The following is a 24546-nucleotide window of genomic DNA, read 5'->3' as shown; positions in this document are numbered from 1 at the left end:
CGAACTAAGGTGGTACCGCGGAAGATCACGGCTTCTTTCGTCCTTAGCGTATAGGACGAGAGAAGCCGTTTTTGTGTTCATTAAGATATAGAGGAGGCGCCACACATGGCCCATGAAACAAATGAAATTACCATGCCGACGAAGTACGACCCAAGTGCGACGGAGTCAAAATGGTACGACTACTGGTTAGAGAATGATGTATTTAAAGCAGATGAGGACGATTCGAAACAACCGTACACGATCGTCATCCCACCACCGAACGTTACGGGGAAACTTCACCTCGGTCACGCTTGGGACACGACGCTCCAAGATTTGTTGACGCGTCTCAAGCGCATGCAAGGCTATGACGTGCTCTGGCTCCCGGGAATGGACCATGCCGGCATCGCGACACAGGCGAAAGTTGAACAAAAACTCCGTGAAGAAGGCGTCATGCGTTACGACCTCGGACGTGAGAAGTTCCTCGAGAAGACGTGGGAATGGAAAGACGAGTACGCGAAGACGATTCGCGACCAATGGTCTAAGCTCGGTCTCGGCCTCGACTATTCACGTGAACGCTTCACACTCGACGAAGGGCTCTCAAAAGCCGTTCAAGAAGTATTCGTTCGCTTGTATGAGAAAGGCTTGATCTACCGTGGCGAATATATCGTCAACTGGGACCCGGCTCAAAAGACGGCCGTTTCGGATATCGAGGTTATTTACCAAGAAGTCGAGGGTGCGTTCTATCACATGAAGTATCCACTCGCTGACGGCTCAGGTCACATCGAGATCGCGACGACACGTCCAGAGACGATGCTCGGGGATACGGCGGTTGCCGTCAACCCGAAAGATGAGCGTTACACACACCTCATCGGCAAGACGATCATGCTTCCGGTCATGAACCGTGAGATTCCGATCGTTGCGGACGACTACGTCGACATGGAGTTCGGTACAGGTTGCGTGAAGATCACGCCTGCCCACGACCCGAATGACTTTGAAATTGGAAACCGTCACGAACTTCCACGTATCCTCGTCATGGACGAAGGCGGGAAGATGAACGAGAACGCGGGCATTTACGAAGGGCTTGATCGCTTCGAATGCCGCAAGCAACTCGTCAAAGACTTAGAGGCGGACGGCACACTCGTGAAGATTGAACCGCACACGCACTCGGTTGGTCACTCAGAGCGTTCAGGCGCAGTCATCGAGCCATACCTTTCGAAACAATGGTTCGTTGACATGGAGCCACTCTCAAAAGCGGCACTCGAAGCACAAGGAAACGCCGACACGAAAGTCAACTTCGTCCCAGAACGCTTCGAAGGCACATACCTCCGTTGGATGGAGAACATCCGCGACTGGTGTATCAGCCGTCAACTTTGGTGGGGCCACCGCATCCCGGCTTGGTATCATAACGAGACAGGTGAAGTGTATGTAGGGAAAGAAGCGCCGGCGGACAGTGAGAACTGGACACAAGACGAAGACGTTCTCGACACATGGTTCTCGTCAGCGCTTTGGCCATTCTCAACGATGGGCTGGCCGGACACGGACGCACCGGACTTCAACCGTTACTTCCCGACGAGCGCGCTCGTTACGGGATACGACATCATCTTCTTCTGGGTATCGCGCATGATCTTCCAATCTCTCGAGTTCACAGGGAAGCAACCGTTCAACGATGTCCTCATCCACGGTCTCATCCGTGACTCGGAAGGACGCAAGATGTCGAAATCACTCGGTAACGGCGTTGACCCGATGGAAGTCATCGACCAGTACGGAGCGGATTCACTCCGTTGGTTCCTCCTCACAGGTTCGACACCAGGGAACGACCTTCGTTTCTATTGGGAGAAGATCGAGTCGACATGGAACTTCTCGAACAAGATTTGGAACGCGAGCCGTTTCGCTCTCATGAACATGGATGGACTCAAAGTGGAAGAGATCGACCTCACGGGCGAGAAGACACTTGCTGACAAGTGGATTTTGACACGCTTGAACGATACGATCGACCAAGTGACACGCCTCGTCGACAAGTACGAGTTCGGTGAAGCAGGTCGCTACTTGTACAACTTCATCTGGGAAGAGTTCTGTAACTGGTACATCGAGATGGCGAAACTTACACTCTATGGTGAGGACGAAGCAGCGAAGCACACGACACGTTCGGTCCTCGCGCATACACTCGATTCAATCATGCGTCTCATGCACCCGTTCATGCCGTTCCTCACAGAGGAAATCTGGCAGCACTTGCCGCACGAAGGCGATTCAATCGTTCGTGCAAGCTACCCAACGCGTCGTGACGACCTACACTTCGCAGATTCAGTCCCAGCGTTTGAAGCTGTGATGAACGTCATCCGCTCAGTTCGTAACATCCGTGCAGAAGTGAACGCGCCGATGTCAAAACCAATCCAGCTCTTTATCTCGACGAGCGACGATGCGACGCAAGGTTACTTGAGCGCGAACGAAATGACGATTGGCAAGTTCACGAACGCGACAGAGCTTGAAATCGGACGTGGCCTCACGGCTCCGGATAAGTCGATGTCCGCGATCATGACAGGAGCGGAGCTCTTCATCCCGCTCGCAGACCTCATCAACTTCGAAGAAGAAATCGCCCGTCTTGAAAAAGAAGTGGCGAAGTATGAGAAAGAAGTCGAACGCGTACAGAAGAAACTTGGAAACCAAGGCTTCATCGCCAAGGCACCGGCTCACGTCATCGACGAAGAGAAAGCAAAAGAAAAAGACTACCTCGACAAGCGTGACGCGGTCCGCGCCCGTTTGGAAGAGTTGCGTAAGTAAGACATTCACCTTCTTTAGAGATTCATTCTCTGAAGAAGGTTTTTTTGTGTTTTGGTAGAATTTGGAGAGATAGACGTAGAAAAGGGGAATACGAGATGAGACGAATTGGGGTATTAGGTGTTCTATTATTATGTTTGACCGGGTGTTCGACCCCGGAAAAAACGGAGTCGGTCGAAACAGATATAGAGAAAATTGAAACGAGTGAGGAATCCCAAGCACCCACGAGTGAATGGGTAGGCACGCTCATTGAAGACGTACCAAAAGGGACCGAATCGTTGGCAGATGCGGTAGTTCATCAAATCACGCTTCAATATCAAGATGGATCGGAAGGACATCTTTCCACAAAGGATGTCATGTATGAGGCGGCAATTGGAGACATCGGATTGGTTGCGATGGCTCATCCAAACCAAACGCCATCCTTCGGCGTCTATCATTATTCACGGAACGGGGAATGGGTCATGCATGGGATGAAGCACTTTGGAATCACTGATGCTTCTAATAAAAGACGTCACGGTTTGGCACTCCCAGAAGATTCGATGTATACGATCAATAGTGAAATCGATGACGTAGAACGACCGGTAAAACTGTGGACATTATATGATGAGTCGCAACTAGTCACCATTTTGATGACCGATGCATTCAGTGTAGGCGACGGTGAGCGAATCAATCGTCAGGCCGATGGAGTGGAGTATTATCGATTGAATCAGCCGAGCGGGAATGGAATCTACTTCATCAGTCGAGACAAACTGATTCTCGTGACAGGAAACATCTCTGAAGAAGAGCTGTTGACACTAGCTGATTCTTTACCGGAACCTTCATCTGTGTCGTTTCCTTTCGATGAATCAGAATAAAGATTCTTTATGTACAAAAGAGATTTTGGATTGGTGCTAAACATTAGGAATCATGGAAATGGGGGTATGAGATGAAGCGAATCGGGGTAATCTGTGTTCTTGTGTTGGGGCTAGCGGGGTGTATGGCACCAAAAGAGACGAAGTCTGTGGAGACGGTTGAGGTGAAAAAAGTAGAGCAAGTGGAAGGAATCGATGAATCACAATTTCCCGACGCAGAAGTGACAGGGACGATGATTGCCGAAGTACCACTAGGGACAGAAAAGGTCTCTGACGCGGTCGTGGCACAAATCACCCTTCAATATGAAGATGGCTCAACAAAACAGTTGTCGAAGGATCACATTTTAACGGAGACGATGGTCGGAGGAATCGGTTTAGTTGCGATGACCGTCCCTGACCGTGAAAACCCGTTTGGCGTATTCATTCATGATGGTAAGAAGGGATGGGCGCAACGCGGGATGCAACGCTTCGGTGTACCCGATACGTCCAGTGCGTCTACTCAGGGATTAGATCTTCCAGTCAAAGAGATGGAAGTCATCAGCTCTGACTACTCAGTTAACGATTGGCCCGTGAAGCTTTGGACGTTATACGATGAGACACACCTCATCAGTATTATTGCGACGGACGATTTCACTGAAATCGAAGGGGAGATATCGGATCAGCCAAAACCATACCTACTGGAGCAAGCATACGGGAACGGCTTATATTACTTATCTCAAGGTAAGCTGATCATCATAACGGGAAATATCTCGGAAGAGGAGTTGTTGAAGCTAGCTGATTCTCTACCGAAACCTTCATCAGGATCATTTCCTTTTCAGGATTCAGAATAATATCAAGGCCCGAGCGTCAAGAGCGACGTTCGGGTCTTGTTTGTACGAGCCACCAGACGATGACTCCAATCCCCAATAGCATCGGGAGTTGAGTATACAGTGGGGTGGTGAAACCGATTCGAAACAGGTGGACGATATACGTGGAATATAGAGTCGCACCAATAACCAAGAGAGCGATATAGATGCGTTTCATGCCTCTTCCTCTTCACTCCAAAACGGCACACGGCCTGTTGTGATGTAGTATGAAGACGTGAAAAGAAGACCGATTGCCACACCGGTCAACTGTGGCTGAATCGGTTGACCGACTAAAGTTAAATATAGACTATACACTACATATGATGCTGAAGTGGTGATGAGGATCATCAATGGGATCAGCTTTTTCATTTTGTGTCACTCCATTCCGACTCATTCAGATGTTTCATGTACTGGACGAACGACACGCTCAAGAAAAAGACGGGCATCGCCCAGACGATATTGCTTAAGTATGGGGCTTGCCAAAGCTCGAGTGCGAGTAAACAGGCAAATCCTAACGAGACGAGTGAGGTGAGTAAGCGCATATATAAGTACCTCCCTTTTGGAATACCTTATCCTACGTTAGAAGATTGGAAAATGATTCAAAAAAACCATCTCGCAAATGCGAAATGGTTCATGTGCCACAAAACGTCTGGTAGGGATACGTCCGCGGTGGACCTGCTGATACGTACTCAGACGGTTGGTCGTAGTTATAAGGATCACGTAAAATCGTGAGTAGCGCCTCGGTCGGACCGAAGTCACCCCGTTCTGCTGCTTGGATTGCTTTTTCGACGTGATGATTTCGAGGAATGACGGCCGGGTTGTATTGGCGCATGATTCGACTTACGTCCTCGTCTGGTAGACCTTGTTCGCTTAGGCGTTTTTGCCAAGCATCGATCCATGCCTTCCCATCTTCCCGAGTTGCAAATGAAAGCGAATCGATTTCACCGAGCGTCAACGAGCGGAACGTATTCGTATAATCTGCTTCTGTCTCCATCATCAAGCGGAGCAGTTCATCGGTTAGTGCATCGTCACCGTCTTTTCGGACGTATATGCCGATCTTATGCGCGAGTCCGGTAAAGTAGGCTTCTTTATACAACTCCGTATAGCGGGTGAGTTGTTTGTTCGCCACATCGACTGCTTCTTCTTTCGTCTCCCCAAGCAGCGGCAGCAATGTCTCTGCGAGTCGGGCAAGGTTCCAAGACCCGATGTACGGTTGATTTCCGTAGGCGTAGCGCCCTTCCCGGTCGATCGAGCTGAAGACGGTCTCCGGGTGATACGTATCCATGAACGCACACGGTCCGTAATCGAGACCTTCTCCACTGATGAACATATTGTCCGTATTCATCACGCCGTGAATGAATCCGACGAGTTGCCAGTTGGCGATGAGTCTCGCTTGTCTTTCGACGACGCGTCCGAGGAATTGTTTGTAGCGATCGGGTGCATCGATGAGGTCTGGATCGTGACGTTTGATTGCAAACTCCGCGAGCGCGATGACGTCATCGATGGAGCCGGCACCTGCCGCGAATTGGAACGTCCCGACACGCAAGTGACTCGAGGCGACCCGGGTCAGGATAGCTCCGTGCTTTGGACCTTGACGCATGATGGTTTCTCCAGTCTGAACGACAGCGAGTGCCCGGTTCGTAGGGATGCCGAGAGCATGCATCGCCTCGCTGATGATAAATTCCCGTACCATCGGCCCGAGTGCGGCTCGTCCGTCGCCACCTCTAGAGTACTCCGTCGGTCCGGAGCCCTTCAGTTGTACATCGACACGCTTCCCGTTCGGAGTCACGTGTTCCCCAAGCATGAGGGCCCGTCCGTCCCCGAGCATCGTCAAGTTACCGAATTGATGTCCGGCGTAGGCTTGCGAGAACGACGTCTCGGTTTGATGATTACCGGCAAGTAAATCGATGTCTTGTTTAAGTGTTTCTGCATCAAGTCCGAGCGAAGCGGCTAATGGATCGTTAAACAAGACGAGTGTCGGATTGTCGACCGGATGGGTGGGTCCACGGTCGTAAAAAATGTCACGCAGTTCGAGGTACGTCGCCTCGAAGTTCCAGTCAGTTGTCATGGCGCATGCCTCCTTCTTCGCTTCGAGTATAGCACAGACTGTTTTCCATAACGGCTGTCGTGAATTTTGATAAGATGAAACAGAAGTGTAAACAGTAGGAGTGTGGAAGATGAAGACGAGACTAGATGTATTCGATTGGTTGAGTGGACAGCTTCGCTTCGGGATCAAACCGGGTCTTGAGCGGATGAACTGGATGATTGAGCAGTTAGGATTAGAAGAACGTCCATCCATTCATGTGGCAGGGACGAACGGAAAAGGATCGACCGTTGCATTTTTACGGGCGATGGCGATAGAGAATGGATTATCCGTCGGAACGTTCACGTCGCCTTATATCATTCAGTTCGAGGAACGGATTATGTTGAACGGGGAACCGATTCAAGAAGACGCGCTCGTCGACGTGGCGAACCGTGTCAAAGCGTGTGCGGACAAAGCAACAGAGACGCTGACGGAGTTTGAACTGTTGACGATGATGGCATGGTGCTATTTTGACGACACACGCCCTGATGTGATCATTTGGGAAGTCGGTCTCGGGGGACGACTGGACTCGACGAACGTGTTGACACATCCACTTGCGACCGTCGTGACGTCGATTGGACATGATCATCAAGGGATTCTCGGCGATACGCTTGAAGAGATTGCGATGGAGAAGTACGGCATCGTGAAGCGTGACGTGCCGATGTTCCATAGTGTCGGTGAGGAAAAGTTGATTGAACTATTGCTTCAAAAAGGAGAAGACGTAGGCGCTTCGATTCATGATGTACGAACACTTGTGACAGAAATCGAGGACGGGGCTGGGACTGTCGTTACATATGAGGGTATGCCACCTGTCGTGCTCGGGTTGACGGGTCATCATCAAGCTTATAACGGGGCATGTGCCGTCGCCGTAGCGCGTCATCTCGGTTGGAAGGAAGAGGCGATTCGGTCGGGACTTGAGCGGGCACAACATCCGGGGCGATATGAACTCGTCTCCAAACGACCACGGGTGATTTTGGACGGGGCGCATAACCAGGAAGGCATCGAGGCGTTGGTTGTGCAAGCTAAACAAGAGACAGATGTGACAGTCCTGACGGCTATTTTGGCGGACAAGGACCGAGACACGATGATTCACGCGCTTCAAGAGATTGGCGACGTGTACGAGACGACGTTCGACTTTCCGCGTGCGAGAACGAGAGAGCAGCTTATAAAAGATGGGGCACGCTTCGTTGAATGGCAGGAATGGATGAATGAGTGGATGGAAGCACCGACGAGTGAGACGTTGATTGTGACCGGGTCTCTTTATTTCATTAGTGAAGTAAGAACTCATTTCCAAAGTTTGAAAAAATAAGGTTGTGTTCAGACGAGGGAAAGAGTATGAATGAATATGAGAACGTATGTCAAAAATCATTCGAAACTTCCAAGGAGGAAACGCAGCATGGTCAGTCAACGTAGATTGAAACGACCCGTGACGGCATTCGTCGCCATCGTCTTTATCACATCACTCCTCATCACAACTTTATTTGAAATGTATTCAACCGTATCGGCGAATACGCCGGTCAAACCAGTGATTTTGGAAGTGACGGACATTCCAAAACAAGTGAACGGAAAAGTCGATGGGATTAGTGTCGGCAGTGATTTTGACGTTCAAAAAATGTCGATGAAACAATTCAATGCGTTACGATATGACCTACTTGGACGTTATGATGCTATCGTTTTTTCTCCTTCGGGGGCTGCCAATGGTAAAAAATATAATCCAGAGCAAGTTATATACGATTATCAGAAACCTTCCGGTGATAATAGCACTCCTTATGATGAATCGAGTAATAAATACAAAGAATACATAGAATCTTTGTATGCTACAAAGGAAAAAGATAACGACTTAACAACGTTACGTGTAAACGATTTATTAAAATTGATGAAGGCTGGAATTCCAGTGTGGATTCATGCAGATGCCTTCTCGCCTTTAACTGGTCAATCTATAGTCAGAAACTTTGAATCACTTAAAAGTGAAGAAAAATTGAAGGTATTTGATCAAACAAGTACTGCTTCTAACGAAATCAAGCAACTTTTCCAACAAAGACAGATAACGAAGCTTGAAGAAGTCACAGTCAAACAGGAAGGGAAACTGTTGACGAATCAGGTGTCAATCACAAACGCCGGTAACTTTGCTGTTCGTGGAAAAGCGATTGATTTTTCCTATTCGTTAAATGCAACTCCATCGAGTGGGGCAACGGTTGAACTTTATATCGACTTTGATAGTAATGACCGATTTTCTTTAGAAGAAAAGGTCATGACTGTCCCGGCTAAAGCAACTGATACGCTTTCTTATACGATTGATGCACCGAGTTACACAAGCCCTCGCTACTGGAAAGTCATTGTAAAGGATGAGGCCAACCAGACTTACCATTATCGAACGGGACGATTTTTATTAAAAGATGAACTGGCAAAAGCGAAAATTTTACAAGTAACAGCTTTTGAAAATGATGGAAGTAATTTATTTAAGACGTTTGATGGAAATATGGACAACAATGTAGGCGAAACTAGCAAGAATATGCTGAACGAAAGTGGACTCTATAATTTTGATTTGGAGATTACAGACCTAAAGAGCTTTGAAAGTAAAATAGAAAAAGCCGACAAACAATCTTCGAACTATGATCCGGCTATTGAAAAGTGGTTCTATGAGAAGGATTTAATTATCTTTGGATTCAAAGATTCATTTGGACGTTTAGGCTACGATGGAAAGTTAAAAAATGATTCGAAAGATGCTGCCATAATTTCGAATACAACGAAAGCTCTACAAGAATTTATATCACGTGGACAAGGTGTGATGTTTTCACACGATATGCTTTACCGTTTACCAGGTAAAAACGGATATAAAGAAGATCCTACTAGCCAGCGCGAATGGGAAACAGCATTTGGAAAAGACTTTGCCATTAAAAATTTGATCAACTTTGGGAAACGTGGTGTATATACGACTATAAAAGTTGAGCAGATTGCAACAGGTTTGTTCACGGAATATCCTTATGATTTGCCAGCTAAATCATCAAATAATATGGTCTCACAAACGCATAGCCAATATTTCTCGCTAGATCTAGCGAATGAGGATTTGACGGTTTGGTATAACTTGTCAAGTGACAAACATACAACCGGGGATGCTGCACATCACTATTATATGTATACGGTAAATAATTTGACTTATACTGGTGCCGGTCATCAGACGACTTTTCCACAAACACCAGAAAAGCAGATTTTTGTGAACACCATGTTCCGCGCCTTCATCGGATCTAACCACGCCCCTAAAATTGAGGTGCTCTCTCCGCCAATCGAGAATGACGTAAGATCTATTTATGATGTGGAGCCACTTTATTTAGCTTGGAACTCAATCGATTATGATTTTAAAGACCGGAGCTTACAAACCCGTGTTGTAATTGATGGGAAACAAGTTTTCCCGCAATCAAATTCATCTGAGCCGTCCTATCAAACGGTGAAGAATAATGAAGTACAAAGCCTATTCCACCAACATAATATTAAGGGAGATGGAACACTTCGAGTAGAGATTGAAACAAAAGATAGCGGTGGGGCTGTAACCACTGAAAAATTTAATGTAAAGGTCAAACCTTCTAAAGAAGCTGTTCATGTATCACGAACTGTTTCGCCTACAATTGTAGAGGTGGATCAAAAAGCAACACTCACATATGATGTGTCGACCAAGAAGCCTGATATTTCTCGACCGAACGAAAAGTCCTATAAGAGCAAAACATGGGAAATTCAAGTTAATGAAGTCGTGCCAGCGGGATATGCTTTATCAGACACTCAACCGAGTGGATGGTCCATTGATACTGATCGGAATGTAGTCTCAGCGAAGCTTCGCAAAATTGATGAAAATCGACTTGAAATTTATAATGAATCCCAAAAAATGTGGATTCCATTTGAAGGAAATAATACAATTCAATTAATTGCGAAAACGATTGGGGACTATGAGTTTTCACAAGGAACTTACTCGTATAAGTTCGTCGGGGATCATGCCTCGAACAATAATGCTAACGGTAAAGACATTGTTCAAGAAGGGAAAGGAAAGTTAACTGAACTGCGTACTTCGATTACGGAAAAACAAATTAAATCTATTCAATTGAACGGACCGATTGAACTCGAAGTTGGCGATACGGTTCAACTTGTTCCAATTATTCAACCGGATTCAGGTAAAAAATTGAACTTGGTTTGGGGCAGTTCAGCGAAAGAGGTAGCGACCGTCGCGTCAAGCTATGTAGACAATAGTGGGATTTTAACTGGTTTGACTCCAGGAAGTACAAAAGTGAAAGTGAGTTATACAAAAGGAAATCAAACCGTTGTCTCCAATGAAATCGATGTAATTGTCATCGATCCCGTGAAAAACTTTAAAGTGAATTCGCTCGAACTATTAGTTGGACAAAGCGGGACATTGAAACCGACTGTTGAGTCTAAAACTGAAAAATACCAAAATTATGCCTTTGAATTCGTGGAAGGCAGTGACTTGGTGACAACCCAACTAAATTCAAAACAAGTCAATGTAGTTGCCAAAAAGCCTGGAACGGCAAAAGTGAAAGTGTCACTCATCAATCAACCAATTGGTCGAACGATTGCACCGATTTTTACGACTGTGAAGATTTCACTTCCGACCATGACGTTGACGCCGAGAACTGATGACCTTTGGGTCTATCAAAAAACGAAGGAAGTAGACGGGGAACTCATCTCAGAGATGGTAAGAGAGCGTGTGACCTTGAACTTGAACCAAAATACAGATCAGCCACTTCCGATTGTGTGGTCGATAGCGAACCAAAACCCAGCGATTCAGTTTATTGGTAGTCCGACGTCGGAACGAGTTGAAGTACAAGCCGTCCAAGGAACATATCCAAACGTAGGACCGATTCTTGTGACCGGTGCCTTCCGTGACTTTAGTGGCCAATTCGTCAGTTCACAGATTACGGTAAAAGAATATCCACAACGTATCGTCTCTCCAAACGTAGAACTATATGTTGAAAATTCTCCATTTGTCTACGTGCCACAGTTTTATCCTTCGACCTCGACCGTGCGTGGTTATGGTATGCGGGTCGTCCAGGGGAATGATGTAGTAGAGGTAGTGGACAACACAAAATTAAAATTGAAAAAGCCAGGGCTTGCAAAAGTTCAGGTGGCGACAGAAGATGTTAGTCGATACTTTGAAGCTGGGGAAGGTCCAGAGGTTGTGTATTCTGAATTTTATGTACGTGTAAAAAAAGGTTCAGATCCGAACCCAGAATCTCCAAATGATGCAGGTGATTATTACTAATGAGTTCGAAAAAAAAGAAATGGATTGGTATAGGAGTTACAGTGGTGTTATTAAGCATCACTGTAACGTTCGTTTATATTCATCTGCAAAAACAAGCGTTAGAAGAAGCGATTGTGTCATTTGATCAACAACAAGTCGAACACATTCTTGATAGTCCATTCATCCAAGCTGAAGCACAGTGGATGGAGCTCGCGCACTATTATCACAACACCGCTTCTGTCATTACGTTGTATGAAGCTGGTTTGTCATTAGAATCTGAAGATTGGATTAATATCGCTGATACCTCTTCTGTAGACGAGTTTCAACAGATGATTGAGTTAGGTGCGCCTCTTGATGTGGAGCAGAACGGTCGCTTGTTGATAGAAGGTTTATATGGAATGAGCGATGACCCTGAAAAATGGCACATTGCGCATGACCGATTGCCTTCTTCTTATTGGGGAGAACATCCCCAATTGTTGCAAGTCATGGTGGCAGAAGGGAATGCGAATGCTTTTGAAGACATGATTCGTCGGATGGAACCGGAAGACATCCCTTATGATGAAATTGTTCCACTGATTTTACGTGCCTATCAACCTCATTTGTTAACGGTTCTACTTGAAAAAGGATATACCTTAACGAGTCAAGATCTTGCATATGCAAAAGAGTTAAACGTGCCAATAAAATAAGCGAGAGGCTCAGCCTCTCGCTTATTTTATTTGAACAGGATGACTTACAAAGAACTGGAGCTGATTCGTGATTGGTAACGTGTCGAGTTGATTAAACACGGCATCGTTATAGGTCAGTTTTAAGCGAGAATAGTCAGCTTCTTGGCGAGGTTCTTGATGGTCGAAGTTCTCAGCTGGACTTAAGTCGTTCCCACCATTAAATTTCCCTCTAAATACGTTCACTTCTAGCGGTCCTTTGCTATATAGACCTCCATTGATTTCAAGGATGGAGCCGACCGCGTAGACCTTTGTCACTTCTTCAGAGTCACTATACATGAAGGCTTGAAGTGTTGTCGGCGTGCTATCAACAAATTCGTTGATTCGATTCAATAAAATCTTCCCCTTCGATAAGAGGATGAGTGAGTTTCCTTTCGCTTCATCAATCGGAAGAATGTTGGCACGGTCGATGAACGTATCGCCGAGTGTATACACGGTCGAGTTAAACGATACGTTTCCTCGAATCGTTAAGTTCCCTCTTACAATTAACGGTCGCGCAATCGTTAGTTCATCAATCGATTCAATCACGACGTCCCCATCAAAAAGAAGAGGCGCATTTGATTCCGTGATGGATTCGGTGACGTACATGGGGCGATTGAGGATGAGATCAGGTCGTTTTAATATGGTCGGTTCCGATAAACGATTGTATGCATCTGCATTCAAGTAAGGCGTCGGACGATCGATAATGGATGCCCCATCTTCCGATAAAATCCGTTCGAGTTCAAATACGTCATCCTTTCTTTCAATCAAACTATTAACAAAAATTTCGGATTCTATATTACTCGTATACGCGAGCTTCGAATCGAGACTTCTGTTCAAAAACTCGATAATCGAATAGTCATATTGGAACGGTGAGAAACTACTCGGGGAGACGCCCACATCGGCTTTCTCGCCAGCTTCTTCGTCTCCGGCGGTGAAATAGTTTTCCTGTTGGCAACTTGTACAACTTCCTTGATTAGATAAATCGATTCGACCATCTAAATGGAACCGACTGGAGTTCAAATTTTCAATCGTAAGTCGCTCGGAACCAAGTTGATAATTGGCATCTCGATTAAACGTTAGCGGTCCGTTCGAGTACATATTTCCTTTGACTGTCGGCATACCGTTCACGTTTAACTGTTCGTCAGACCCGAGGACGTAATACAGGAAGGACGGGAGTGCCGTCAAATACAGGTCTTGTGTATATTCGACCGAAAGCTCAGGCTGTTCTGGATTTACTTGTCGAGACGCCGTGACGTTCACTTGTAGGATGGTGGTGAACGGTGCCGTCTGTACCTCGGTATCCGTAGCATCTCGCTTCAGTTCAATCGAGTAACGGACCTCGCTATCTGTCGTCAACGCAGTGAAAGGTTCATCGCTGACAATGAGTGATTGTACTTTGCTATTAAAAGCGGCTTCCGATTCCATATGATCCGGGAGCTCCATATCGCCATGAAGCGGGAACTCGGTCCGGACCTCATCGGCAATGAGTCGAAGTGCACTTTTCGCGTCTTCATTCAATTGTGTGTCTTCCGTCCGGATGACTGTCAGTTTATTTGTCGCCAAGTTGACTTGCATGGCAGCAAGCGACAGAACGGCAAGAGCTGCCATCGTTACGAGCACGAGCACGAGGACGTAACCATCTTCACGTTTTCGCATCAACATACCTCCTTTCCTTAAAATGGGATTGAACTTTTGAATGTGGTCACCGAATCCGGATCATTCGTCTGAACCAAGTCCATTTCGATTTCAATCAGACCACCCGTCATATAGGTCGGGCGTCGTGAATCAAAGACAGGTTCCTCTAATTTAATGGTCATCCGTTCCACAATGATTTGTGGATTAGATGGAGTGAATGAATCGGGCGACAGGACCAACTCTGTCGGAACGTACCCCGCCTCCCGATAAATCATTCCAGCATCCGAGATACCAGGTGTGGACAACCGATAAAATTGGAATGTTCCGTCGATTTCCGTCACCGCGTCAAATTCAGTTCGGTTCACGTCAGAGAGAACGGACGCTATCAAATAGTCCGCCTCACTTCGAAGTTCACTCGTTTCATTCGTCATCTGAAAACCGAGCGTTCCCGTGATGAAGGCTGTGATGATAACCCCGCTTAAAATCGAGGCCACGACGACCGTGACGAGCAACTCGACGAGCGTGAAGCCGTCTTCACGCTTTGTTTGATCAGTCAGTTGTCGGTACAGCCGTTTCAGGAAACGGTTCGCGTAATGTCGCATTCGATATGACTCCTTTCAAGGTCACGGGCGTTTGTAACCGACTAGTTGTAACCGAAATTTTGACCTCGATGGTGTGTCCCGGTTCTGGAGATAAGGACTCAATCGTCGCGACATATGTATCCCCATGAATTCGTGTATCTTTACAAAAATCGCACGTTCCGTCTTGATTTATCAATTGACTCAATTTGAGTGGTTGCTCGATTGTTGCGGCGCGACGGTTCAATGTATGTAACGTATTTTGTGCCACTTGGTTGGCGATCGTCTGATTGAGACTGTCGTGGGTCGTTTTCAGACTTTGAGTAAAGATGGCAAGTAACGAAAATGAGACAATCGAGAGGACGACGATGGAGACGAGTACTTCGATGAGCGTGAACCCTTTTTCGGAATTTGACAAAACATTGACCTCCTATTCAAAAAAAGTAAAACTTTCGGAAAATAACGTATGAAATACTGAATAAAATGTTATTTTTTGTACAATACATATTATACTAAAGTTACACACTGAACGGATACATAGAATAGAAGACATATGAAACATAGGGGGATTTTTACATGAAGCGGTATGGGATGCATCTTTTCATTCTGATCGGACTCGTCATGCTCGTGACGCTACCGACCATCGGACTCGTCAATTACTTAGATGCGTCCGCCGAGTCAAGTACTACATATACAGAAACAACAGTCGCAGGCGTCGATGTTTCCGGGATGACGAAGGAAGAGGCTGACGTTCGTCTCGATAACGCCATCAAAGATTTCAACACGATGCCGTTTTCGGTCAATCTGATGGACGGGACCGTCATTGAAATCGGAAAAGAAGTCGTGACGTTCGATGTACCGAACACGCTCGATGCCATCACAGATGAGGGCGAATATCCATTGTTGACCGCAATCGATGAGTCAAAAGTCGAACCATATCTCGAAAGTCAACCTGTGACGATGACGATGATTGCCCCGGCATTGATGGAAGCGGCATCGATGCTTGAGTCAACGGTCGCATTGGAACAAGTCGCGGCGGAGAGTGAAGTCGTCGCTTCGTTTACCGTGAGCCCGACTCCGGCGATGCAGTCCACGCTCGATCGAATGAACGGATTCGAGATGGCAGCAGGTGATATCTTTAGTCTCAAATCGTTCGGGGAAGACTTTGAGGCGCTCACGACGCTCGGGTCTTCGTTCTATCGCATGTTTGCTGCCACGCCGTTCGCCATTCTTGAACGTGTGCCACATGAGACGCTTCCATCTGGTGTCGAACTCGGATATGACACGAAAGTGGACGCCCGCTCGAACTTTGCGGTGCAAAACCGTGAGAAGTCATCATACGCCATTCTTGTTTTAAATGAAGGGAATGCGGTGACCGTACAATTACTTGGTCAACCGTTTGAATCGGCTTACGAGGCGCGAGTGGAAGAAGTGACTTCGGTTCCTTATCAAAAAGTCGTCCGTTTCTCTTCGTCACTTCCGTCAGGCAGCTCATCGGTCACACAATCTGGACAATCTGGCCAGTCAGGTAAGTTGTACCGTGTCAAAGTGACGGAAGAAGGAGAAACGATGGAATTGCTCGGATTTGATTTTTATGCCCCGACACCGGAAATCGTGACGAAGAGCTCGGTCCCACTTCCGCCACCTGAACCGGTCGAACCAGTCATTCCAACATTCCCTGATGAAGAGGTGGAAGAAGACCCGGTTTTTGACGATGAACTAAATGACAACTTTGAAGAACCGCCCGTATTTGAAGAAGACCCCGCAGATCAGGAGGCAGTCGGATGATTGGTTATATGATTTTACTTGGTTTTTGGGTATTGGCCACATTGACGTTATTCGCCTTGTCTGTCCCATCGATGAAGAAGCGTGAAACGAAATTACTCATCAGTGTCTGGACAGCACTTCTTTCAGCAGGAATTTACTACATGGTGACGGAGTCGTTGACGCAAGCATGGTGGGCGTGGTTCCTACTCGTTGTCATATTGATTGGTGGAGTGACGGCCAGTACTTTCGTCGAAGAGAGGGAAGTCGAGCAAGAGGAGGCTCCTCAAAGGATGGTGAAGTAACGTGAGACGAACGAAACGAAGACTCGGCGAGATGCTCATCGAGGCGGGACTCATTACGACGAGTCAGCTCGATGAGGCGCTCGAACAAAAACGCCCAGGTGAAAAGCTGGGGGATACACTCATTCGGTTGAACCACATTACCGAAACGCAATTGATTCAAATGATTCATGAACAACTACGTGTGCCGATTATCGAGCTGTATGCACAGGATATCAACGTGACGGTCACGAAGCTCGTGCCGAAAGCATTGGCACAAAAACATGACGTCATGCCATATCAGTTAATCGGAAACACGCTTCATATCGCGACGGCCGACCCGCTCGATTTGATTGCAATCGATGATGTCCGTCTGCAGACCGGGATGAATATCGAGATTGGCATTTCGACACGTGAACAAATTCGGAAGACGATCAGTCGTTATTATGAGATGGATCATTCACTCGTCGAGATTTTAAAAGAAGATGCACCGGAGATGGATCAACAAGAAACGATGAATCGCGACGATGCCCCAATCATTCGCCTCGTGAACCAAATCTTCCTGAGTGCAATCGATCAACGAGCTTCGGATATCCATTTCGACCCACATGAAAAACAACTTCATGTCCGGTTTCGGATTGATGGAGATTTGCGTACGGAAACGATTTATCCGAAGAAAATTCAAAGTGTCATGCTGACGCGCCTTAAAGTCATGAGTAACCTCGACATCACGGAAAGTCGTCTCCCGCAAGACGGACGGATCAAGTATACGTTACGCAATCGCGCCTATGACTTCCGTGTGTCGACACTCCCAACGATGTACGGGGAGAAGATTGTTATTCGAGTGCTTGACTCGTCGCAAGGGCTGACAGATTTGACGAAACTAGGATTCGGGGAACGAAACGAGCAAGCGTATCGCGAAATGCTCAAACGTCCGAACGGCATTATTCTCATCACCGGTCCGACCGGCTCAGGAAAGTCGTCGACTCTCTATGCCTCACTAGTAGAATTGAATGACGAGACGAAAAACATCATTACGGTAGAAGACCCAGTCGAGTATCAGCTCGATGGGATTAACCAAGTTCAGGTCAACTCCAAAGTCGGTTTGACGTTTGCATCTGGTCTTCGTTCGATTTTACGACAAGACCCGAACATCGTCATGGTCGGGGAGATTCGAGACACGGAAACAGCCGAGATTGCCATTCGGGCCTCACTTACGGGACACCTCGTCCTCTCGACACTACATACAAACTCGGCCATCAGTTCCATCACCCGTCTCGTCGATATGGGTGTCGAACCGTTCCTCGTCGCCGCTTCGACGACCGGGCTTGTCGCGCAACGTCTCGTACGACGTGTCTGTCGTGACTGTGGTCAGGCAGAACCGGTCTCGAAAAGTGAACAACGCCTCTTCGAAGCAGAAGGCATTCACATCGACCGAATTGTTCGTGGAAAAGGATGTTCTTCATGCAACTCGACAGGATACCGAGGGCGTCTCGCCATCCATGAAGTGATTCCAATCAACGAGGGATTACGACGGATGATCATGAACCAGGCGACCGAGTCTGAGATGGTGGAATATGCGAAGTCACAAGGGGCGACGTTCTTATTAGCTGACGGGCTAGAAAAAGTTGCAGCCGGATTGACGACGACGGAAGAAATATTACGAACGGTCATTACGGAGAGTGCTTATGATTAATCAATCGATTGAAGTCATCTTGACGAATGCGGTCGAGCGACGCGCATCGGACATTCATTTGACGGCGGGTTCTCCACCAATCATCCGGGTGGATGGGAGTCTGATCACGATGGGTGAGGAGAAAGTATTGCCTCAACATCTTGAAGGATACTTAAAAGAAATTATGACGGAAGACATGCGGGAACGCCTCGAACATGAGCGTGATCTCGACTTCTCGTTCGGAGTGCCGCGTGTCTCACGCTTTCGTGTCAACGCCTACTATCAGCGGGGTACGATTGCGATCGCATTCCGTTCGATTTCCGGGGAAATCCCGACATTAAATGAACTCAACTTGCCGACGGTGTTGAAGCGACTGATTGAGAAGCCGCATGGTCTCATCCTCGTGACGGGGCCGACCGGTTCTGGGAAATCGACGACACTTGCGGCGATGATTCACGAGATCAACCGGACGCAACGGAAGCGAATCATCACGTTAGAAGATCCGATCGAGTATTTGCATTCACACGATCAAAGCATCGTCGACCAACGCGAAATCGGCTCGGACGTCATGAAGTTCGTGAGCGGTCTACGAGCCGCTTTGCGCCAAGACCCGGACGTCATTTTGCTCGGGGAGATGCGTGACTTAGAAACGATTTCGACGGCGATGACAGCTGCCGAAACGGGACACCTTGTCATGGCGACGCTCCACACGTCGAGTGCGATGTCGACGGTGAGCCGAATCATCGATGCGTTTCCGGCTGAGCAGCAAGATCAAATCCGGACGCAGCTCGCGAACGTCTTGCTCGGCGTCGTCAGTCAACGATTGTTCCCGCGGATTGACGTGCCGAAAGGCCGTGTCGCCGCCATGGAGATCATGTTAGGGAACCCGGCTGTCGCCAACTTGATTCGAAACGAAAAAGAGTTCCAGCTTCCGACCGTCATTCAGACGAGTCGCCAGCATGGCATGCAGTCGATGGATGCCGCGATTGAACAGCTCGTTCGGCAAGGGATCATCAATCCGAACGCCGTCCCGACAGAAGAGATGAGGTGATGAGTGATGGCGATATTTCAGTATGAAGGAAAGCTCCTGAATGGAAAGCGTAAGAAAGGTCGCATCACGGCCGTCTCGCTTCGGGAGGCAAAAGATAAGTTACGCCAAGAATCGATTCTCGTGACGGACTTGTCCGAACTTGAGTCGACCGGACTAAACAAAGAGGTCAACATCCTACCAGAACGCGTCAAGATCGAACATCTGATCATGTATGTCAGGCAGTTCGCGACGCTCATTCGGGCGGGGGTGCCGATCGTCCGCGCGACGTCCATCTTGCGGGTACAGACCGAGTCGAAAGTCTTGAAGAAGACGCTCAGTCAAGTCGAGGACGATTTAAAGGAAGGGATCGCTTATTCTGAGGCGATTAAGAAGCATCCACGCGTCTTTTCGAACTTCTTCAGTTCGATGGCACTTGCCGGGGAGACGAGCGGTAACTTGGAGGAGGCGCTCGACCAGATTGGGCTCCAACTCCAGAAACAGTATGATGTGAAGCGGAAAGTCATCTCCGCTCTGACGTATCCGTTGGTCGTCTCGATTGTCGCCATCGGCGTTGTCGCTTTCTTGATGGTGAATGTTGTTCCGACGTTCGCGAGCATCTTCGGTCAACTCGGCGGTGAGCTTCCGCTCATCACGAGAATCGTCGTCGCTGTTTCAGACTTTATCGCGGCGTTCTGGTGGCTATTACTCGCCATCGCCATATTCGGGGTGCTTGTGTTCACGTGGATGCTGAAGCGGGACCGGGAACGATTCGTCATCGATCGCTTGCTGCTCAAGATGCCGATTTTCGGACCAATCGTGACGAAGTCGCAAATCGCGCTACTGACGCGAAGCTTGGCCGTTCTCTTACAGGCGGCGGTACCGATTTTGACGGCCATCGAAATCACGGAACGCATCGTGTCGAACCGCGTCATCCGAAAAGGATTGACGGAAGCACGGGAAATGATGGCACAAGGGATTCCGCTCCACGAGCCGCTCATGCGCAATTCGAACTTCCCGCCGCTCATGACGCAAATGATTGCGGTCGGAGAAGAAAGTGGAGATTTAGATTCGATGTTAAACGAAGTCGCCGAGTTTTATGAGACGGAAGTCGAGACGACGACGGATCGACTCAAGTCGATCATCGAGCCACTTCTCATCGTTGTCCTAGCGAGTGTCGTTGGGGTGATCGTCATCTCCATTGTCGTTCCGATGTTCCAAATCTATGGAGATATTCAAAATCAATAATCGAAATATGCAGAGTTTTGAAAATATACCTTTTCAATACTATATTTAGAAGGTATAGTAAAATTGTTCTACTTTTAGTTTAGGTCTTTCGTAATGAATCTATTTTACATGCAGCACAACACACAAAAGGGGAGAATGAATCATGGTAGAGAAATTGAAAATGATTTGGCAAGATGCCAAACAATTAAAAGATGAGCGTGGACTCACACTCGTCGAGTTACTCGTCGTCGTTGTTATTTTAGGAATTATCGCAGCCATCGCGGTTGTTGCGATTGGTGGGATTATTGAGAACTCAAAAGAAGATGCATTGAAATCTGATGCAAAACAAATGGTAAGTGCAGCTAAATTGTATACTGCTTCAAATGACGTAGCTAATAACACAGTTCTGATTCTTGCGGGAGCTGCAACAAGTCCCGAAGTTGATGCTACAACTTATATGCAAGAAACAAAGGATCCGTATGGAGACTCACCTTATACTAAAGGTTTAGTTAAAGTTGGTCGCGATGCAAAAGGGTCTTACACATATTCAGTGTTCATAGATGGAAAAAAAGATTTAGGAACAGCAGCTAAACCTATAGCTGAAAATAGTATCGAAACAACAACACTTAAATAAATAGACTTCCGGCTGGCGCTGGGCACTCGCTCAGCCTAGCCGGTTTTCTATTTTTGGCATATACTGACAAAAGGAGGATCCTTCCTTGATCGAATTGATTGGATTCTTATACAGCATCGTCCTCGGGGCGGTCATCACGTCGTTCACGAACGTCGTCGGGCTCCGCGTGCCACGCCAACAATCAATCGTGACACCGCGCTCACATTGTCCGTCTTGCGGTCACGAATTGTCACCGTGGGAACTCATCCCGATTTTCGGCTATCTCGCTCTCAGAGGGAGATGCTGTGGGTGTGGCGAGCGGATCGCGCCGACGTATCCGATCTTTGAATTGCTCGGAGCCATCGGATATGGCTATAGCTTTACACTTTACGGGTTTAGTATGACGACGCTTCTCGCGTTCGCCTTCTTATCGACGTTGTTGGCGCTCGCTGTATCTGATTTATCGACGATGCTCGTACCGAACGTCATCTTGCGTGTCACGGCACCGATATTACTCGTCCTTACCTATGTGGCAGGAGCTACGTGGTGGTCGCCGCTTGCTGGGGCGCTCCTCGGTTTTTCTCTTTTAGCGACTGTCTTTTTCGTCTCAAAAGGGGGACTTGGGGCAGGGGACGTCAAATTGTTTACTATGATCGGCCTTGTGCTCGGTCCACGGGATGTGCTCGTCGCGTTGTTCTTGTCGAGCTTGATCGGAGCGGTTGTCGGAGTGGGCTTGATTGCTTCAAAAAAAATTGGACGAAAACAACCGATTCCGTTCGTGCCATCGATCGCGCTCGGGACGATGTTGACGTTTTGGTTTAGTGAAAGCTTTTTTGATTGGTATTTTGAGTTGATGTAGGGGGAAAACGATCATGAGTCGTGGGATAGAGAAAGGGACGGTCACCTATTTTTCGTTTGATGCGCTCAGCATCCACGGTGCCGTCATCAAACAAGGTGTGTTCAAGCGAAGCGCCTCGGTTCAGTTAGCGAAAGACGCGTACGGAGAAGGGAAAATCTTAGACGAGACGGCGTTCAGTCTCGCTTTCGACGAACTCTGTCGCAAGTTGAAAGTCCGTCGTGGCATGACGTGTGCGGTCGCATTAGATGAGACGGAAGTGTTGTCCCGGAAAGTCGAGATTCCTTCTACGATTCCGAAGGATGAGATCCGTGGCTATTTGTTCATGGAAATCGGTAGTTCTATCATCTTACCGTTCGACGATGTGTCGTTCGATTATGAAGTGTTAGGTGAAGACGGGGTCAAGACGGACGTCATGCTTCATGCTGTATCGATTGAACTGACGAAGTCGCTGCGCTCGTATATGAAAAAACGTGGTCTCGCATTGAAGAAAATCACGCCACGCTCCGTCGCAGTCGCGAACGGCGTCATGCGTTTATCAGACATCGATTCGCTCCAGTCGACGCTCATTTGGCACGTGACACCATTCTCGCATCAATTGTTGGTGTTAGAAGAAGGACAGATTCGCTTCATTCGTTCCATCGAGTCAGACCTTCCGTACCAAGTCGGGACGAAAGACGGCGTCGTGACGTATACATACAATGGAACGGATGAGATGAAAGCGAATCAGATGGATGACTGGTTGAACGAACTCGCCCGTTTCCTCGATTTCTATCGTTACTCGCTACGGACGGATGGTCGCGCCATCGACCACTTATACGTCTCGGGAACGGTTCCTGAAGTAGACGATCTTGTTCACATGATTCAATCCGAGTCCCTCGTCTCCGTCACACGGGTCGAACAACCGCTCGCGATTGCACATGGGACACCGCTATCGCATCAGATGCTTCCTTTACTCGGGATGGCGACGCTTCAACGGGACCAGGATACGAACTTTATCAACTCGACCGATGTGACGCTCCGTTGGCCAATCGTGACGGGACTCGTCGCACTTCTCCTCGGAGGAGGCGCGGCCGGTTATCTGTACTACGAGGTGGGGCAATTGGAAGCAGAACAAGCACGTATTGAAGAGGAACTCCAACTTGTCGAGATCTATCAAAGCGAACAGGTGAACTCGAAAGCACAACAAGTGCTCTCGCTCGACCAGACCGTGACAGCGTTGACGGACATGGAGAAAGATGCGGTGCCGGCACTACGGGCGTTGACTGAACAATTGCCTCCGACGGGTTACGTGTTGACGTATAACTACGCGGACGGCTCGATTATGAGCGTACGGACACAATTTGAAACGCTCGAGGATTTGAACGCCTTCCAACGTTCGCTCATGACCGATGAACGCTTCCTTGACGTGAAGCTTCTCGGCGTGACGACCGAATTGAAGGCGGCAGAAGAGGAAGAAGAGGAAAATTCATTCGAAGAAGACCCGCTTCCACGCTATATCGGAGAGTTCACGTTCATGTTCCAAGACGTGGAGGAAGAATTGACTGAAGAAGAGGAAGCAGATGCGGAGGTGGTGAGTCAATGAAACGTTCGACAATTTATGCGTTATTTGCGATTTGCCTGCTCGCAGCCGTCGTAGCACCGGCTTACTTCGGCTATACGTACTTCATCAAACAAGGAGAAGTCGAGGCGCTCGAACGTGACCTCTCGCTCGAACGGACGAAGCTAGAACTGTTGCGTCAGGAAGGGAAAGCCGTTGACGTGGCAGACTCACAAACGCTACAGACACGCGTTCCGACGGCACCCGCACTCGATACGGTCGTCGAGGCGTTGTCACAGGCAAGTTTATTAGCTGGCGTTGATGTCACAAGTATCGCGTTCGCCGATGGGCTAGTAGCTGAGTCGGAAGTACCTGAGACAGTCGAGCCGTTCAATCCGGCTGATGTCAGTGAGACGAATGAACCGGCTGAACCGACAGACGTCGCACCGGTCAACGCCTCGACAATTCGTTCGACCGTGACCCTTCAAGCCGAAACGTATGATGCCCTCGTCTCGTTCTTGGAATCGATTGAGTCGATGAACCGCATCCATGTGTTGCGAACGATTCAATTCACGGGACCAGCCGAGACAGGACCGAATACAGTCGAAGAAGTACAGGAGCTTGATTTTACGGTCGAGCTGGATGCTTTCTATCGCCCGGACCTCGATCAACTCGTTCCAGATCGTTACATCCCGGAACCAGCTTTCGAACAGAAGGATATCCCGGTTTACGACTATACGACACCATGAATCGATACGTCCCTTCAAAAAATGAAGGGGCGTTTTTTTCGACCCGAGTGATTGTATTTACGACGCGCGTTGCCTACAATCAACAGAGAAGTGTGAAACGGCAAGGAAGCCCGTTTCAG

General features: G+C 47.9%; 22 protein-coding genes and 1 other annotated feature (1 of these 23 running past the window's edge). Of the genes, 15 read left to right on the top strand and 7 right to left on the bottom strand.

Features of this window, described 5'->3' with window-relative positions; all coding sequences use genetic code 11:
* Window positions 1–48, top strand: a binding site (T-box leader) (it extends 175 nt beyond the left edge of the window).
* A 57-nt stretch (window positions 49–105) separates the two neighbouring features.
* The 3 genes from PQI28_RS02250 to PQI28_RS02240 all read left to right on the top strand — a co-directional run bounded on the left by PQI28_RS02250 (window position 106) and on the right by PQI28_RS02240 (window position 4435).
* Window positions 106–2757, top strand: a complete 2652-nt coding sequence (locus PQI28_RS02250) for a valine--tRNA ligase (protein ID WP_337873592.1) — start codon at window positions 106–108, stop codon at window positions 2755–2757.
* Between the two features lie 95 nt (window positions 2758–2852).
* A complete protein-coding gene (locus PQI28_RS02245) occupies window positions 2853–3608 on the top strand; it encodes a hypothetical protein (RefSeq protein ID WP_339962429.1) in 756 nt (251 codons plus the stop codon).
* Between the two features lie 71 nt (window positions 3609–3679).
* The gene (locus PQI28_RS02240) at window positions 3680–4435 is read left to right on the top strand and encodes a hypothetical protein (RefSeq protein ID WP_339962428.1); all 756 of its coding nucleotides are present in this window, start codon (window positions 3680–3682) and stop codon (window positions 4433–4435) included.
* Between the two features lie 16 nt (window positions 4436–4451).
* Here PQI28_RS02240 and PQI28_RS02235 read toward each other — a convergent pair whose 3' ends face one another.
* The 4 genes from PQI28_RS02235 to PQI28_RS02220 form a co-directional block, all read right to left on the bottom strand.
* Entirely contained in the window at window positions 4452–4628 is a 177-nt protein-coding gene (locus tag PQI28_RS02235; RefSeq protein ID WP_214760521.1) for a hypothetical protein, read from the bottom strand.
* Window positions 4625–4819: a hypothetical protein gene (locus tag PQI28_RS02230; RefSeq protein WP_339962427.1), complete on the bottom strand. Its 195-nt coding sequence runs from the start codon at window positions 4817–4819 to the stop codon at window positions 4625–4627. Before PQI28_RS02230 ends, PQI28_RS02235 begins: the two co-directional genes overlap by 4 nt.
* On the bottom strand, window positions 4816–4992 hold the full coding sequence (locus tag PQI28_RS02225) for a hypothetical protein (protein WP_158024788.1): 177 nt from the start codon (window positions 4990–4992) through the stop codon (window positions 4816–4818). Before PQI28_RS02225 ends, PQI28_RS02230 begins: the two co-directional genes overlap by 4 nt.
* An 89-nt stretch (window positions 4993–5081) precedes the next feature.
* The gene (locus PQI28_RS02220) at window positions 5082–6518 is read right to left on the bottom strand and encodes a protein adenylyltransferase SelO (RefSeq protein ID WP_339962425.1); all 1437 of its coding nucleotides are present in this window, start codon (window positions 6516–6518) and stop codon (window positions 5082–5084) included.
* A gap of 109 nt (window positions 6519–6627) precedes the next feature.
* Here PQI28_RS02220 and PQI28_RS02215 point away from each other — a divergent pair, with 109 nt between their 5' ends.
* The 3 genes from PQI28_RS02215 (at window position 6628) to PQI28_RS02205 (ending at window position 12464) form a co-directional block, all read left to right on the top strand.
* A complete protein-coding gene (locus PQI28_RS02215; RefSeq protein WP_339962424.1) occupies window positions 6628–7842 on the top strand; it encodes a bifunctional folylpolyglutamate synthase/dihydrofolate synthase in 1215 nt (404 codons plus the stop codon).
* A gap of 87 nt (window positions 7843–7929) precedes the next feature.
* A complete protein-coding gene (locus PQI28_RS02210) occupies window positions 7930–11799 on the top strand; it encodes an Ig-like domain-containing protein (protein WP_339962423.1) in 3870 nt (1289 codons plus the stop codon).
* A 44-nt stretch (window positions 11800–11843) separates the two neighbouring features.
* The gene (locus tag PQI28_RS02205) at window positions 11844–12464 is read left to right on the top strand and encodes a hypothetical protein (protein WP_339962422.1); all 621 of its coding nucleotides are present in this window, start codon (window positions 11844–11846) and stop codon (window positions 12462–12464) included.
* Between the two features lie 21 nt (window positions 12465–12485).
* On the opposite strand, the gene PQI28_RS02200 is transcribed toward PQI28_RS02205, so the two are convergent.
* The 3 genes from PQI28_RS02200 to PQI28_RS02190 are packed head-to-tail and all read right to left on the bottom strand — an operon-like array spanning window position 12486 to window position 15113.
* The gene (locus PQI28_RS02200) at window positions 12486–14138 is read right to left on the bottom strand and encodes a hypothetical protein (protein ID WP_339962421.1); all 1653 of its coding nucleotides are present in this window, start codon (window positions 14136–14138) and stop codon (window positions 12486–12488) included.
* 17 nt (window positions 14139–14155) lie between these two features.
* Entirely contained in the window at window positions 14156–14719 is a 564-nt protein-coding gene (locus PQI28_RS02195) for a prepilin-type N-terminal cleavage/methylation domain-containing protein (RefSeq protein ID WP_214875296.1), read from the bottom strand.
* Window positions 14667–15113 (bottom strand): type IV pilus modification PilV family protein, encoded by a 447-nt coding sequence (locus PQI28_RS02190; RefSeq protein ID WP_339962420.1) that lies wholly within the window; start codon window positions 15111–15113, stop codon window positions 14667–14669. Before PQI28_RS02190 ends, PQI28_RS02195 begins: the two co-directional genes overlap by 53 nt.
* A gap of 158 nt (window positions 15114–15271) precedes the next feature.
* Between PQI28_RS02190 and PQI28_RS02185 the strand changes: the two genes are divergently transcribed.
* The 9 genes from PQI28_RS02185 (at window position 15272) to PQI28_RS02145 (ending at window position 24427) form a co-directional block, all read left to right on the top strand.
* Window positions 15272–16483 (top strand): G5 domain-containing protein, encoded by a 1212-nt coding sequence (locus tag PQI28_RS02185; protein ID WP_074032836.1) that lies wholly within the window; start codon window positions 15272–15274, stop codon window positions 16481–16483.
* Entirely contained in the window at window positions 16480–16764 is a 285-nt protein-coding gene (locus PQI28_RS02180) for a hypothetical protein (protein WP_074032840.1), read from the top strand. Before PQI28_RS02185 ends, PQI28_RS02180 begins: the two co-directional genes overlap by 4 nt.
* Before the next feature lies 1 nt (window position 16765).
* A complete protein-coding gene (locus PQI28_RS02175) occupies window positions 16766–18436 on the top strand; it encodes a GspE/PulE family protein (protein ID WP_339962419.1) in 1671 nt (556 codons plus the stop codon).
* Window positions 18429–19466, top strand: coding sequence for a type IV pilus twitching motility protein PilT (locus PQI28_RS02170; protein ID WP_214749689.1), 1038 nt, complete (start codon window positions 18429–18431; stop codon window positions 19464–19466). The genes PQI28_RS02175 and PQI28_RS02170 overlap by 8 nt, the downstream gene beginning before the upstream one ends.
* Before the next feature lie 6 nt (window positions 19467–19472).
* A complete protein-coding gene (locus PQI28_RS02165) occupies window positions 19473–20690 on the top strand; it encodes a type II secretion system F family protein (protein ID WP_339962418.1) in 1218 nt (405 codons plus the stop codon).
* A gap of 142 nt (window positions 20691–20832) precedes the next feature.
* A complete protein-coding gene (locus PQI28_RS02160) occupies window positions 20833–21303 on the top strand; it encodes a prepilin-type N-terminal cleavage/methylation domain-containing protein (RefSeq protein ID WP_339962417.1) in 471 nt (156 codons plus the stop codon).
* Between the two features lie 85 nt (window positions 21304–21388).
* Window positions 21389–22141: a prepilin peptidase gene (locus PQI28_RS02155; RefSeq protein ID WP_339962416.1), complete on the top strand. Its 753-nt coding sequence runs from the start codon at window positions 21389–21391 to the stop codon at window positions 22139–22141.
* Window positions 22142–22154: 13 nt separating this feature from the next.
* Window positions 22155–23723, top strand: coding sequence for a pilus assembly protein PilM (gene pilM / locus PQI28_RS02150; RefSeq protein ID WP_339962415.1), 1569 nt, complete (start codon window positions 22155–22157; stop codon window positions 23721–23723).
* Window positions 23720–24427 (top strand): hypothetical protein, encoded by a 708-nt coding sequence (locus PQI28_RS02145; RefSeq protein WP_339962414.1) that lies wholly within the window; start codon window positions 23720–23722, stop codon window positions 24425–24427. The genes pilM and PQI28_RS02145 overlap by 4 nt, the downstream gene beginning before the upstream one ends.
* Window positions 24428–24546 lie beyond the last annotated feature (119 nt).

The sequence above is a fragment of the Exiguobacterium sp. USCH10 genome (assembly GCF_037619445.1).
Classification (GTDB): domain Bacteria; phylum Bacillota; class Bacilli; order Exiguobacteriales; family Exiguobacteriaceae; genus Exiguobacterium; species Exiguobacterium aestuarii_A.
The sequence above is the reverse complement of the archived record's forward strand: the minus strand, read 5'-3'. Positions and strand labels throughout refer to the sequence as shown.

Excerpts from the sequence above, each read along its gene's own strand:
- PQI28_RS02215 (WP_339962424.1), top strand. The coding sequence starts at position 6,628 with ATGAAGACGAGACTAGATGTATTCGATTGGTTGAGTGGACAGCTTCGC.
- PQI28_RS02235 (WP_214760521.1), bottom strand. The coding sequence starts at position 4,628 with ATGAAACGCATCTATATCGCTCTCTTGGTTATTGGTGCGACTCTATAT.
- PQI28_RS02165 (WP_339962418.1), top strand. The coding sequence starts at position 19,473 with ATGGCGATATTTCAGTATGAAGGAAAGCTCCTGAATGGAAAGCGTAAG.
- PQI28_RS02230 (WP_339962427.1), bottom strand. The coding sequence starts at position 4,819 with ATGAAAAAGCTGATCCCATTGATGATCCTCATCACCACTTCAGCATCA.
- PQI28_RS02200 (WP_339962421.1), bottom strand. The coding sequence starts at position 14,138 with ATGCGAAAACGTGAAGATGGTTACGTCCTCGTGCTCGTGCTCGTAACG.
- PQI28_RS02250 (WP_337873592.1), top strand. The coding sequence starts at position 106 with ATGGCCCATGAAACAAATGAAATTACCATGCCGACGAAGTACGACCCA.
- PQI28_RS02245 (WP_339962429.1), top strand. The coding sequence starts at position 2,853 with ATGAGACGAATTGGGGTATTAGGTGTTCTATTATTATGTTTGACCGGG.
- PQI28_RS02180 (WP_074032840.1), top strand. The coding sequence starts at position 16,480 with ATGATTGGTTATATGATTTTACTTGGTTTTTGGGTATTGGCCACATTG.
- PQI28_RS02195 (WP_214875296.1), bottom strand. The coding sequence starts at position 14,719 with ATGCGACATTACGCGAACCGTTTCCTGAAACGGCTGTACCGACAACTG.
- PQI28_RS02170 (WP_214749689.1), top strand. The coding sequence starts at position 18,429 with ATGATTAATCAATCGATTGAAGTCATCTTGACGAATGCGGTCGAGCGA.
- PQI28_RS02225 (WP_158024788.1), bottom strand. The coding sequence starts at position 4,992 with ATGCGCTTACTCACCTCACTCGTCTCGTTAGGATTTGCCTGTTTACTC.
- PQI28_RS02145 (WP_339962414.1), top strand. The coding sequence starts at position 23,720 with ATGAAACGTTCGACAATTTATGCGTTATTTGCGATTTGCCTGCTCGCA.
- PQI28_RS02220 (WP_339962425.1), bottom strand. The coding sequence starts at position 6,518 with ATGACAACTGACTGGAACTTCGAGGCGACGTACCTCGAACTGCGTGAC.
- PQI28_RS02210 (WP_339962423.1), top strand. The coding sequence starts at position 7,930 with ATGGTCAGTCAACGTAGATTGAAACGACCCGTGACGGCATTCGTCGCC.
- PQI28_RS02160 (WP_339962417.1), top strand. The coding sequence starts at position 20,833 with ATGGTAGAGAAATTGAAAATGATTTGGCAAGATGCCAAACAATTAAAA.
- pilM (WP_339962415.1), top strand. The coding sequence starts at position 22,155 with ATGAGTCGTGGGATAGAGAAAGGGACGGTCACCTATTTTTCGTTTGAT.
- PQI28_RS02240 (WP_339962428.1), top strand. The coding sequence starts at position 3,680 with ATGAAGCGAATCGGGGTAATCTGTGTTCTTGTGTTGGGGCTAGCGGGG.
- PQI28_RS02185 (WP_074032836.1), top strand. The coding sequence starts at position 15,272 with ATGAAGCGGTATGGGATGCATCTTTTCATTCTGATCGGACTCGTCATG.